The 11,833-nt window shown below is 56.7% G+C and carries 10 protein-coding genes; 4 read left to right on the top strand and 6 right to left on the bottom strand.

All coding sequences use genetic code 11. The annotated features are described in order from the left end of the window. Positions 1 to 99 precede the first annotated feature (99 nt). The 3 genes from mmuP (at position 100) to C7433_RS21730 (ending at position 2,947) form a co-directional block, all read left to right on the top strand. Positions 100 to 1,506, top strand: coding sequence for an S-methylmethionine permease (mmuP, locus tag C7433_RS21740; RefSeq protein ID WP_006120677.1), 1,407 nt, complete (start codon positions 100 to 102; stop codon positions 1,504 to 1,506). Then, on the top strand, positions 1,496 to 2,431 hold the full coding sequence (gene mmuM, locus C7433_RS21735; RefSeq protein WP_033739440.1) for a homocysteine S-methyltransferase: 936 nt from the start codon (positions 1,496 to 1,498) through the stop codon (positions 2,429 to 2,431). Before mmuP ends, mmuM begins: the two co-directional genes overlap by 11 nt. A 96-nt stretch (positions 2,432 to 2,527) precedes the next feature. Continuing rightward, positions 2,528 to 2,947 (top strand): hypothetical protein, encoded by a 420-nt coding sequence (locus C7433_RS21730; RefSeq protein ID WP_006120675.1) that lies wholly within the window; start codon positions 2,528 to 2,530, stop codon positions 2,945 to 2,947. On the opposite strand, the gene speG is transcribed toward C7433_RS21730, so the two are convergent. Genes speG through C7433_RS21700 form a run of 6 tightly spaced genes read right to left on the bottom strand, consistent with a single transcriptional unit; the run spans position 2,948 to position 8,481 of the window. Then, the gene (speG, locus tag C7433_RS21725) at positions 2,948 to 3,493 is read right to left on the bottom strand and encodes a spermidine N1-acetyltransferase (RefSeq protein WP_006120674.1); all 546 of its coding nucleotides are present in this window, start codon (positions 3,491 to 3,493) and stop codon (positions 2,948 to 2,950) included. A gap of 14 nt (positions 3,494 to 3,507) precedes the next feature. Beyond that, entirely contained in the window at positions 3,508 to 4,191 is a 684-nt protein-coding gene (locus C7433_RS21720; RefSeq protein ID WP_110268888.1) for an ABC transporter ATP-binding protein, read from the bottom strand. Continuing rightward, positions 4,184 to 5,011, bottom strand: coding sequence for an ABC transporter ATP-binding protein (locus C7433_RS21715; protein ID WP_033739435.1), 828 nt, complete (start codon positions 5,009 to 5,011; stop codon positions 4,184 to 4,186). Before C7433_RS21715 ends, C7433_RS21720 begins: the two co-directional genes overlap by 8 nt. Next, on the bottom strand, positions 5,001 to 5,858 hold the full coding sequence (locus C7433_RS21710; RefSeq protein ID WP_054633264.1) for an ABC transporter permease: 858 nt from the start codon (positions 5,856 to 5,858) through the stop codon (positions 5,001 to 5,003). Before C7433_RS21710 ends, C7433_RS21715 begins: the two co-directional genes overlap by 11 nt. After that, the gene (locus tag C7433_RS21705; RefSeq protein ID WP_110268887.1) at positions 5,855 to 6,907 is read right to left on the bottom strand and encodes an ABC transporter permease; all 1,053 of its coding nucleotides are present in this window, start codon (positions 6,905 to 6,907) and stop codon (positions 5,855 to 5,857) included. Before C7433_RS21705 ends, C7433_RS21710 begins: the two co-directional genes overlap by 4 nt. Further along, entirely contained in the window at positions 6,907 to 8,481 is a 1,575-nt protein-coding gene (locus C7433_RS21700; RefSeq protein ID WP_110268886.1) for an ABC transporter substrate-binding protein, read from the bottom strand. Before C7433_RS21700 ends, C7433_RS21705 begins: the two co-directional genes overlap by 1 nt. 645 nt (positions 8,482 to 9,126) lie before the next feature. On the opposite strand from C7433_RS21700, the gene mgtA reads away from it, so the two are divergent. Then, positions 9,127 to 11,829: a magnesium-translocating P-type ATPase gene (gene mgtA, locus C7433_RS21695; protein ID WP_058702300.1), complete on the top strand. Its 2,703-nt coding sequence runs from the start codon at positions 9,127 to 9,129 to the stop codon at positions 11,827 to 11,829. Positions 11,830 to 11,833 lie beyond the last annotated feature (4 nt).

Below are 11,833 nucleotides of genomic sequence, written 5' to 3'. Positions count from 1 at the left end.
CTTTCTGGCACCTTACCGCTTCGCCCGTTGCATTTCGGCGCGACGACGCGTATAAATCTGCTGCATATAGATGTTTAGACGTCCATACGGATGAGGTTTATGAGCGAGCAGAATACGTCTTCGCAGGGTCAGTTCAAGCGAACCATGAAAGTACGCCACCTGGTGATGTTATCGCTGGGCGGCGTGATCGGTACGGGCCTGTTTTTTAACACCGGCTACATCATTTCCACGACAGGGGCCGCCGGTACGCTGCTGGCTTATCTGATTGGCGCGCTGGTGGTCTGGCTGGTCATGGCCTGCCTGGGTGAGTTGTCCGTGGCGATGCCCGAAACCGGCGCATTCCACGTCTATGCGGCCCGCTATCTGAGTCCGGCAACCGGCTATACCGTGGCCTGGCTCTACTGGCTGACCTGGACCGTCGCGCTGGGGTCCAGCCTGACGGCGGCAGGGTTCTGTATGCAGTACTGGTTTCCGCATGTGCCGGTCTGGATCTGGTGCCTGGTTTTCTGTATTGCCATCTATCTGCTGAACGTGATTTCTACCCGCTTCTTTGCGGAAGGGGAATTCTGGTTTTCCATCATCAAGGTCATCACCATTGTCGCCTTTATCGTCCTGGGCGGCGCAGCCATGTTCGGGTTTATTCCCATGAAGGACGGTACGCCAGCACCCGGACTGAGCAATCTTACCGCGCACGGCTGGTTGCCCAACGGTGTGTTGCCGATCATCATGACCATGGTGGCGGTGAACTTTGCCTTTTCCGGCACTGAGTTAATCGGTATTGCCGCCGGTGAAACCGAAAACCCGCAAAAAGTCGTGCCGCTGGCTATTCGTACCACCGTTGCTCGTCTCATCCTGTTCTTTGTCGGCACCGTCTTCGTGCTGGCGGCGCTGATCCCGATGGATCAGGCCGGTATCGTCAAAAGCCCGTTTGTGCTGGTGTTTGAGAAAATCGGTATTCCATGGGCGGCGGATATCATCAACTTTGTTATTCTCACGGCCATCCTGTCAGCCGCGAACTCGGGCCTGTATGCCTCGGGCCGGATGCTGTGGTCGCTGGCCAATGAAAACACCTTGCCGCGCGCCTTCGCCCGGGTAAATAAACGTGGCGTACCGCTGCTGGCTATCACCGTCAGCATGATTGGCGGGCTGCTGGCGCTGTTTTCCAGTGTGGTCGCGCCGGACACCGTATTTGTGGCGCTGTCTGCTATCTCTGGCTTTGCCGTCGTGGCGGTGTGGCTCAGCATCTGTGCATCGCACTATGTTTTCCGTCGCCGCCATGTGCAGCAGGGCAAAGCGCCAGCGGACCTGATTTACCGCGCGCCACTCTATCCGTTTACGCCGATTCTGGGCTTTTTACTCTGCCTGCTGGCCTGTGCCGGGCTGGCGTTTGATCCCTCACAGCGCATTGCCCTGTGGTGCGGAATTCCGTTTGTGCTGTTTTGCTATGGCGCTTACCATGTGACCCACAAAAAATCACAGGCTAAGGAGGCCAGAGATGTCGCGTAATCCTGTATCACACGCACTGCAGCAGACTGCTCCGTTGATTCTGGATGGGGCGCTGGCGACTGAGCTGGAAGCCCGGGGCTGCGATCTGACGGATGCGTTGTGGTCCGCGAAAGTGCTGATGGAAAATCCTGAGCTGATTTACCAGGTGCACTATGACTATTTTGCTGCTGGCGCGCGCTGCGCGATTACTGCCAGCTATCAGGCGACGCCACAAGGCTTTGCGGCACGCGGTTTGAACGAACAGCAGTCGCTGGCGCTGATCGCACAAAGCGTCGAACTGGCTCAACGTGCCCGCGCAGATTACCTGGCGACGCAGACAGACGACAGGATATTGCTGGTAGCAGGCTCGGTGGGCCCTTATGGCGCGTTTCTGGCGGACGGGTCGGAATATCGCGGCGACTATACGTTGCCCGAAGCCGAGATGATGGCGTTTCATCGCCCCCGGATAGCTGCCTTGCTGGCAGCGGGCGTGGATGTGCTGGCCTGTGAAACCCTGCCTTCGTTTGCCGAAGCGCAGACGCTGGTCAACCTGCTGCGCGAATTCCCTGACAGCTGTGCCTGGTTCTCCTTTACGCTGCGTGATGCGGAACACCTCAGCGATGGCACGTCGCTGCGTGACGTTGCGGCCTACCTGAATGCGCAGCCGCAGGTTATTGCCGTGGGGATCAACTGCATCGCGCTGGACAGTGTCACACCCGCTCTGCAGCAGCTTCAGCGCCTGACAGAGAAGCCCCTGGTGGTGTATCCCAATTCGGGTGAGCAGTACGATGCCAACAGCAAAAGCTGGCACTCCGCGCCCTCAGGTTGCACGCTGCATGACAAATTTGCCGAATGGCAGCAGGCCGGCGCCCGACTGATTGGCGGCTGCTGCCGCACCTCACCCCGTGACATCGCGGCGATTGCCCGCCATTGTCAACCGCAATAAAGCAGCAGAATCGGGCGATGATAGCCCGATTGAGAAGGATGAAAAGGTGGGAAGGGCGGTTTACACTGTGCTTCCTGACTTTTATCGGATCCTGCCATGAAACAGCACATTCTGGCTCTCGCTGCCGCGATGCTACTGAGCGGTTGCGCCACCATTGTTGGCAACGAAACCCAATCGGTTCTGATCGATTCGCAGCCGCCCGGCGCGCGTTTTACCGTACAGGATGAAACTGGTCGTCCGGTTGCGGAAGGCTATACGCCAAAAACCGTCATCCTGGAAAAATCCACCCATCGCTATTTTGGTAAAAAGCACTATTTGCTGATGCTGGAAAGTCCGGGCTACGTGCCCGTCACGGTGCCGATCGAAGCCCGTGCCAACCTGTGGTACCTGCTGGGGAATATTCCACTGCTGGGCTTCCCCGGCTGGCTGCTGGTCGATCCGTTCTACGGGGGCATGTATAACCTGGAACCCGAGCATCCAAAGCCTTACATGAACCCGGTCGGCGCACGCGGCTGATTACTGGGCGGTAGGTTTTACCATACCGCCCGGTGCTTTATGGCGTTCCAGATACTGATGCTGGAAAATGCACATACGAATGGTGTTGCGGTATTCGCCATTGATAAAGAATTCGTGTTTAAGCACGCCTTCAATCTCAAAGCCCAGTTTGCTGTAGATGTGGATGGCTTTCTCATTTTCCTGATCGACGATCAGGTAGAGCTTATACAGATTCAGCACGGAAAAACCGTAATCCATCGCCAGCTTCGCCGCCTGGGTGGCCAGGCCTTTGCCCTGATGCGCCGGATCAATGATGATCTGAAATTCAGCGCGGCGGTGAACATGGTTAATCTCCACTAACTCCACCAGCCCCGCTTTTTGCCCCTCATGCTCAACCACGAAGCGCCGTTCGGTCTGATCGTGAATGTGCTTATCGTACAGATCGGACAATTCCACGAAGGCTTCATACGGCTCTTCGAACCAGTAGCGCATGACGCTGGCGTTGTTATCCAGCTGATGCACAAAGTGAAGATCTTCTCGTTCCAGTGGGCGAAGTCGGATGCTCATGGTTTTTCCTTGCATCAGGCTGAGTCGGCAATCTGCTCAACGATCCGTCCCTGCGCCATCCGGACGGCACGGTCACACATGTGATCAATCACATCGGGATCGTGGCTGACCAGCACCATCGTCAGACCATCCTGACGCTTAAGATCGTTAAGCAGATTGAGAATCTCAGCCTGGATTGACATATCCAGTGCCGATGTTGGCTCATCCAGCAGCAGTATTTTGGGCTGAAGCAACAGGGCGCGCACGATAGCCACACGCTGGCGCTGACCGCCGGACAACTGATGAGGATAGCGATCGGCCAGCGACGGATCCAGCCCCACATGGCGCAATCCCTCATGAATACGATCGTCGATGTTGTCCCGTTTCAGCAGTTTGAGCGGCTCGGACAGCGTACGGCGCAGGCGATGGCGGGGATGCAGGGAGGCATAGGGATCCTGAAACACCATCTGCACCTCCTGACGCAGCGCGCCGGTAAAGCTTTTGCCCGGCAGAACTTTGTGCCCTGCCAGTTGCATGTCCCCCTGCCAGTGCGGATTCAGTCCGGCCATCACCCACAGCAGCGATGACTTGCCGCAGCCAGACGGGCCGACCAGACCAAAACACTCGCCCGCGTTAACCTGCAGGTTAACGTCGTGTACGACGGTACGCAGATCGTAACCCTGTTTGTGTGACACGCTCAGGTGTTGCAGATTAATCATGGTGAGCCTCCAGCGCTGCGCGGTCCAGCACCGGTAGTGGTTGTCCGTGCGTGGCTTTACTGGGGCGGCAGGACCACAGCGTGCGAGTGTAGGGATGGGTTGCGCGCGGCAAATCCGCCGCAGGCAGCGTATCCAGCACGCGACCTTTGTACATTACCATCACGCGCTCGCAGTGCTCTGAGACCTGTTGCAGATCATGGCTAATTAGCAGCAGGCCCATGTTGCGGGACTCCACCAGCTCACGAATCAGCGACAGCACCTGATCGCGCATGGCGTGATCCAGTGCGGATGTCGGCTCGTCGGCAATCAAAAAGGCCGGATCGGTAATCAGGGCGATGGCCAGCATCACGCGTTGTCCCATCCCGCCGGACAGCTGATGCGGATAAACCTGCATCAACTGGCGCGGATTAGGCAGGCCGACGGCATCCAGCATGTCGCACACCTTTTCTTTGCGCGCTGCGCGGCTCAGGCGACGGTGCAGAATCAGCGGCTCTTCCACCTGCCAGCCGATCGTCCGTGATGGATTCAGCGCATATTTGGGGTCCTGCATGACCATGGCCACGCGCTCGCCCCGCAGCTTACTCCAGCCGCGCTCGTTCAGGGCCAGGGCATTTTCACCCGCGACCTGAAGCTGGCTGGCCTGCAGATGCAGGGCAGGGGACAGTAAGCCCATTAACGTCCGGGCGGTCAGCGATTTACCCGAACCGGATTCACCAACCAGCGCCACGCGCTCCCGCCCGATGGAGAAACTGATATTGTCGACCAGCGTCGCCGCCTCGCTGCGGATGCTGAGTGACTCCACAAGAATGTTATTTTGCATGTCGGGTATCCAGTCGGTCACGCAGGCCATCGCCTGTCAGGTTAAACGCCAGGCTGGCAAACAGAATGGCCGCGCCGGGAGCCGCCGCCACCCACCACTGGTCAAAGATCACCTTACTGCCTTCCGCAACCATTGAACCCCACTCGGCGGTAGGCGGTTGCACGCCCATGCCCAGAAAGCCCAGTCCGGCAGCGGCCAGGATAATCCCGCCCAGGCTCAGCGCCGCGCGCACCACGGCGGTGGGCAGGCACAGCGGCAGAATATGGCCGAACATCAGGCGAAAGCCGGTAATGCCTTGCATACGGGCGGCGGCCAGATAGTCACTGCGCCGCAGCGCCAGGGTTTCGGCGCGCGCCTGACGGGCAAACGGCGGCCAACTGGTCAGCGCCAGCGCCAGCGCACCGTTCATCAGGCCCGGTCCCATAATGGAAACCAGCGCCAGGGCAATCACCAGGTTTGGCAGTGAAAGAAAAATATCAGTGATGCGCATTAAGACGCGCTCGGTCCAGCCGCCCGTATAGCCGGCGGTAATGCCCACCAGCAGGCCCACCGGGATAGTGAGGATCAGAATCAGTGATACCAGCAGCAGCGTCGGACGTGCGCCATAGATCACCCGTGAGAGCAGGTCGCGGCCAAAGCCATCGGTGCCAAACCAGTGTGCAGCCGAAGGCGGCAGCAGGCGGCTGGAGATGGTTTGCAGATTGGGATCGTAAGGCGCGATGAGCGGTGCCAGCACTGCCATCAGAATGACAATCGCCACCAGCGTTAACCCGATGGTTAACGAGGTGATGCGTCGGCGGCTGCGTCGTGGTCGCACCGTTTCAAGTTCAGTAAGTTGTTGCGTCATCGTGTTCTCGGATCGGTTAACCAGGTGAGGGCGTCCGCCAGCGCATTGATCAGAATAAAACAGCTTCCAATCAACAGAGTGGCCCCCAGAATGGCTGGCACATCGCCAGAGAAGAGCGCATTGGTCATATAGCGCCCTACGCCAGGCCAGGCAAACACGGTTTCTGTCAGCACCGAGCCTTCCAGCAGCGTGGCGTAGGACAGCGCAATCACGGTAATGAGCGTACCCAGCACGTTCGGGAAGATATGGCGCAGCAGAATCCGCACCCGGCCCGCGCCTTTTGCCCGCGCCAGCACCACGTACTCTTTACTGCTCTCTTCCAGCAGCGCCGCGCGCAGCAAACGGGTAATGCCCGCCATCGCCAGCAGGCCCAAAATCACCACCGGCAACCAGAGATGGGCCACCGCGTTCCAGAAAATTTCCCGGTCGCCCGACAGCCAGCTGTCAACCAGCACAAAGCCGGTTTTCGGCTCCAGCGTATAGGCCCAGATATCATCCAGCCGTCCCGGTCCGGCAGACCAGTGCAGCACCGCATAAAACAGCAATAAGCCCAGCAGGCCCAGCCAGAAGACCGGCACAGAGTAACCCAACAGGGAGATAAAGCGTGCCACGTTATCGATCACGCTGCCGGGTTTCCAGGCGGCCAGCAACGCCAGAGAAACGCCAAAAATCACGGCAAAAATCATTGCGCAGGTGGCCAGCTCAATGGTGGCCGGAAACGTCTGCAACAGGTCACTGCTGACGGGCTGATTCGTCAGACGGGAAACGCCGAGATCGCCGCGCATCAGATGCGCAATGTAGTGCCAGAACTGCATCAGTACCGGCTGATCCAGCCCGAGATCGTGACGAACCTGCGCATAGGTCGCTTCACTGGCATGATCGCCCGCGATTTGCTGTACCGGATCGATCGGCGAGAGATGCGACAGCATAAAGGTAAACGCCAGCAATCCTGACAGGGTGATTACCAGTGACAGTAAGCCTGATGAAAGGCGGCCAGCGCGCCGCCAAAAATGCCGGGCGGACCCGGCAGAAGAGGCAGAGTGTGCCATTACTTAGTAACCTGCGAATAGTAAACCATGTCCGGGTTAATGCCCTGAACGTAGCCTTTAAGGTTATCGCGCAGGGCGATAAGGTTTTTCGCCTGCAGTCCAATAACATAAGGCGAGCTTTTCAGCACTTCACGTTGCATCGCCTGGTAAAGTTCAACGCGTTTTTTCGGATCGCTTTCCGCGGTTGCAGCCAGCACCTGCTTATTCAGCTCTGGAATATGCCAGTCAGAACGGTAAGCAATCGTCTTGCTGCCATCTTCCGGGTTGTAGGCGAACGACGAGGCGTTGGTATTCGGATCAAAGTAGTCTGCGCCCCAGGCGTTGATCGTGCCTTCGTAGTTATGCGCTTTGACGCGGGTAGAAACTTCAGAGCTCAGTCCCGGCAACACTTCCACTTTTACGCCGCCTTTAGCAAAGCTGCCCTGCAGTGCCTGGGCAATATCCAGATACGGGGGCTGATTGCTGGTGGACAGGGTAAAGCTGACATTCGTCAGGCCGGCTTTTTTCAGGATCGCTTTCGCTTTTTCCGGATCGTAACTGTACGGGTTGTCGTTTAAGGCACCCAGAAAACCTTTCGGCAGAAACGTCTGGTGCACATCGAACTGCCCTTTCAGCAGCTGTCCGGCAATGCCTTTATAGTCGAACAGGTAGCGTGCCGCTTCCCAGAAGGCCGGGTTTTTTAACGCCGGGTTGTTTTTGTTGCCGATGTTGAACTGGATGTAATACAGCGAGGCCATCGGAATCGCGTCGGTTTTCACACCGCTTTTGCCCTGCAGCGAGGCAATCTGGTCTGCCCCCAGGTTACGGGCGATGTCGGCGTCGCCTTGCTCAAGCAGCAACCGGCGGGCCGCCGGTTCCGGCACATTTTTGATCAGAATATTTTTAATCTTCGGCGCGCCGGCCGGTGACGTCGGGTTGGCGGTCAGGATGACGGCCTGATGCATCACCACTTTACGAATCTGGTAAGGGCCGCTACCGGCAGAGTTGGTGGCCAGCCAGCCGTTACCGAAATCGCCTTTTTCGGCGTGCGCGCTGACAGTTTTTTCATCGACGATGGAGGAAACTGGTGCGGACAGCAGGCTAAGAACGTAAGCCGGGCTGACGTTCGCCGTCCAGCTAATCTGCACATGGTTGTCATCAACCTTTTTCAGGAAGCCATCCACATTATCTTTGTTCCAGCCGAGCTGGGTCAGAATAAAGGAAGGATCCAGATTCAGTTTCACCACGCGCCCCAGCGAGAAGATCACATCTTCCGGGCGCAGGGGATTGCCGCTGGCAAATTTGGCGTCTTTACGCAATGCAAACGTCAGGCTGCGGTTATCGCTACCTGGCTGCCAGGATGTCGCCAGGGTCGGTTTTAAATCTGTGGGGTTTTGTGGATCCGACTGCACCAGGCGCTGATAAATGTTGGTAAACGCTTGCACGCTGGTCAGTTCAAACCCTTTCGCCGGATCAAAGCTGTCTGCATCGTCTGTTGACTGTACGACGACCAGGGTATCTTTTGGTGTGGCGGCGTTAACGCTGAATGCGGTGGCCAGTGACAAGGCCAGTAATGATGGAACTATTTTTTTCATGGAAAATCCTTGCCTGAGAAAGTAACGCGAGTGTACGAAAGGGCTCATGCAAAGAATAGTCGATTATGGGCTAATGATATGCAAAAAAGTTATAACAAATGCAGCACAGTTATAAGGCTGATCAGGCGGTCATGCTGAAGTCACAACGGTTAATAAACGAAACCGGGATTGAACCGTTATTTTTCTTTACCCGAACGGGGCTGAGATTATACTAAGTGAAAATAGTCGCAGGAGTCATACTTTGGACAGTCACCCTAAATACGTTATTACTCCGGCAAGCTAACTGCATTTCGCTGCTTGCCACCTGGCGGGCAGCAATCTTCTCTGTACGATCCGATTGCTCTCCCTGAAATACACGCTGTAGTCACTGCGAGAGCGCATTATGTTTATGTATATTCAGGCCCTTTTTCCTCCGCCTCGACAGGCGTAGCCGCGGGCTGCGCACCCTTTCTCATACAGTCATTTTTTGTGCGTTTATTTCGCCAGGTCCGGTATTGCGCGGTATTTTTATTTTTCTGCGCGGCGGACGTGCGCGCTTATTTATTAAAAACTGACTGAACCTCTTTACCGGAAATAACCGGAAATACAGGCATGCTTTATTTCGCATGCAGGATATCTGTTGCTTTAAATCAGGGAGATGTCGACATGAGCGACATGAAACTCGAACACGCCGCGATGATTCACAACCGCCAGCGTGCACTTAAAAAAACCAAAACGCCCTTTGCCATTGAACGCGAAGCACGCAATCGCACCGATGTCACGCTGAGCAACCTCCACAGCAGCTATGAGGGCCTGACGCACACGGAAGCCCGGGCGCGATTAGGTGATTATGGTCGCAATGAGGTGGTGCATGAAAAAGCGCCTTCCGCGTTTGTCCAGCTGATCCTGGCCTTTAACAATCCGTTCATCTATGTGCTGATGGTGCTGGCACTGGTCAGCTGGGTAACCGATTACTGGCTACCGCTGCGGGCCGGTCAGGACACCGATCTGTCTGGCGTGATCATCATACTTACCATGGTAACGCTCAGTGGACTGCTGCGTTTCTGGCAGGAGTTCCGTACCAACCGCGCCGCGCAGGCTTTAAAGTCGCTGGTTCGCACGCAGGTTACCGTACTGCGTCGTGAAGAAGGCAGCACGACTGGCCGCCGTCACGATATCGATATGCGTGAACTGGTGCCCGGCGATGTGATTTTATTGAGTGCGGGCGATCTGGTGCCGGCCGACGTGCGCTTGCTGGCCTCGCGCGATCTGTTTATCAGCCAGGCGATCCTGACCGGTGAATCGCTGCCCGTTGAGAAAAACGATCTCAGCGCAGGTGAAGAGATCGCAGAGCAGCCCGGTCGCAGCGTACTGGAGCTCAGAAACAGCTGTCTGATGGGGACCAATGTCGCCAGCGGCACGGCTCGCGCACTGGTCGTCGCCACCGGCAGTGAAACCTGGTTTGGTTCGCTGGCGGCCTCGCTCTCAGGTCGTCGTCCGCAGACCGCGTTTGACCGTGGCGTAAACAGCGTGTCCAGACTGCTGATCCGCTTCATGCTGGTGATGGTGCCGGTTGTCTTACTGATCAACGGCTTTACTAAAGGCGACTGGATGGACGCCACCTTGTTCGCGTTGGCGGTTGCCGTCGGTCTGACCCCCGAAATGCTGCCGATGATCGTCAGTGCCAATCTGGCCAAAGGCGCGATTGCGATGTCACGGCGCAAAGTCATCGTTAAACGGCTGAACGCGATTCAAAACCTCGGTGCAATGGATGTGCTGTGTACCGATAAAACCGGCACGCTGACGCAGGACAACATTTTTTTGTCGGCACACCTGAACGGGGAAGGCGTAGAGGATGCGCGCGTATTGCTGCTGGCCTGGCTCAACAGCAGCAGCCAGAGCGGGGCAAAAAATTTGATGGACCGCGCGGTACTGAAATTTGGAGAGCAAACCCTGTCTGCGGCCCAGTGCAGCCAGTTTCAGAAGGTGGATGAGCTGCCTTTTGACTTCGTCCGCCGTCGTGTCTCTGTGGTAGTGGAAGATCTGCAAACGCACCGTCCACTGTTAATCTGCAAAGGGGCGGTCGAGGAAATGCTGGCTGCTGCGACCACACTACGTCAGGGCGAGTCGGTCATTCCGCTGTGCGAACAGAAACGCGTCGAACTGTTGAACCTGACGCAGCATTATAATCAGCAAGGCTTTCGCGTCCTCCTGGTGGCAACCCGTGAGCACGGCATAGCGCTGCCACTCAGCAGCAATGATGAGTGCGAGCTGACCATTGAAGGGATGCTGACCTTTCTGGATCCGCCTAAGGAGAGCGCGGGCAAAGCGATTCAGGCGCTGAAAGACAGTGGCGTGAAGGTCAAAGTGCTGACAGGCGACAATCCGCTGGTGACGTTGCGCGTCTGTCAGGAAGTGGGGCTGGCTTCTGAAGCCATGCTGACCGGCAATGAGATTGATGACATGAGCGACGCGGTGCTGCGCACTGAAGTGGAGCGCTGCATGATTTTCACCCGGCTGACGCCGCAGCAAAAGTCACGCGTGCTTAAACTGCTGCAGCAGAATGGCCATACCGTCGGTTTCCTCGGCGATGGCATCAACGATGCGCCTGCGCTGCGCGAGGCTGATGTGGGGATCTCTGTCGATACGGCGACGGACATTGCCAAAGAGTCATCGGACATTATCTTGCTGGAAAAAGATTTGGCTGTGCTGGGCGAAGGTGTCCTCAAAGGGCGCGAAACCTTCGGCAATATCATCAAGTATCTGAACATGACGGCCAGCTCGAATTTCGGCAACGTGTTCTCCGTACTGATTGCCAGCGCATTTATTCCTTTTCTGCCCATGCTGTCTATCCAGTTGCTGATTCAGAACCTGATGTATGACATCTCTCAACTGGCTCTGCCCTGGGACAAGATGGATCGCGAGTTTTTACGTAAACCGCGTAAGTGGGATGCTGGTAACATCAAGCGCTTTATGCTGTGGATGGGGCCAACATCGTCTATTTTCGATGTCACGACCTTTGCGCTGATGTGGTACGTCTTCGGGGCAAATCATGAAAGCGCCCAGTCGCTTTTCCAGTCTGGCTGGTTTGTGGAAGGGTTATTGTCTCAAACGCTGGTGGTGCATATGTTGCGGACGCAGAAAATTCCCTTTATTCAAAGCTGCGCCCGGCTGCCGGTGCTGCTGACCACGATGGGTATCTGTGCGGCGGGTATCCTGCTGCCGTTCTCTTCGCTGGGTACGCTGGTGGGATTAGTTCCGCTGCCCTGGCACTATTTCCCCTGGCTGGTGCTCACCCTGTTTAGCTACTGTCTGGTGGCGCAGGGAATGAAGATGGCGTACATCAAACGCTTTGGCCGCTGGTATTAAATGC

The organism is Pantoea sp. PNA 03-3, from assembly GCF_003201175.1.
Taxonomy (GTDB): domain Bacteria; phylum Pseudomonadota; class Gammaproteobacteria; order Enterobacterales; family Enterobacteriaceae; genus Pantoea; species Pantoea stewartii.
Note: the sequence above shows the minus strand (reverse complement) of the source record. Positions and strands in the feature narration are given on the sequence as shown.

What these genes read in the sequence shown, in the direction of transcription:
- C7433_RS21705 (WP_110268887.1), bottom strand. Translation starts at nt 6,907, where the DNA reads ATGGCACACTCTGCCTCTTCTGCCGGGTCCGCCCGGCATTTTTGGCGG.
- C7433_RS21730 (WP_006120675.1), top strand. Translation starts at nt 2,528, where the DNA reads ATGAAACAGCACATTCTGGCTCTCGCTGCCGCGATGCTACTGAGCGGT.
- C7433_RS21700 (WP_110268886.1), bottom strand. Translation starts at nt 8,481, where the DNA reads ATGAAAAAAATAGTTCCATCATTACTGGCCTTGTCACTGGCCACCGCA.
- C7433_RS21720 (WP_110268888.1), bottom strand. Translation starts at nt 4,191, where the DNA reads ATGATTAATCTGCAACACCTGAGCGTGTCACACAAACAGGGTTACGAT.
- C7433_RS21710 (WP_054633264.1), bottom strand. Translation starts at nt 5,858, where the DNA reads ATGACGCAACAACTTACTGAACTTGAAACGGTGCGACCACGACGCAGC.
- speG (WP_006120674.1), bottom strand. Translation starts at nt 3,493, where the DNA reads ATGAGCATCCGACTTCGCCCACTGGAACGAGAAGATCTTCACTTTGTG.
- mgtA (WP_058702300.1), top strand. Translation starts at nt 9,127, where the DNA reads ATGAGCGACATGAAACTCGAACACGCCGCGATGATTCACAACCGCCAG.
- C7433_RS21715 (WP_033739435.1), bottom strand. Translation starts at nt 5,011, where the DNA reads ATGCAAAATAACATTCTTGTGGAGTCACTCAGCATCCGCAGCGAGGCG.
- mmuM (WP_033739440.1), top strand. Translation starts at nt 1,496, where the DNA reads ATGTCGCGTAATCCTGTATCACACGCACTGCAGCAGACTGCTCCGTTG.
- mmuP (WP_006120677.1), top strand. Translation starts at nt 100, where the DNA reads ATGAGCGAGCAGAATACGTCTTCGCAGGGTCAGTTCAAGCGAACCATG.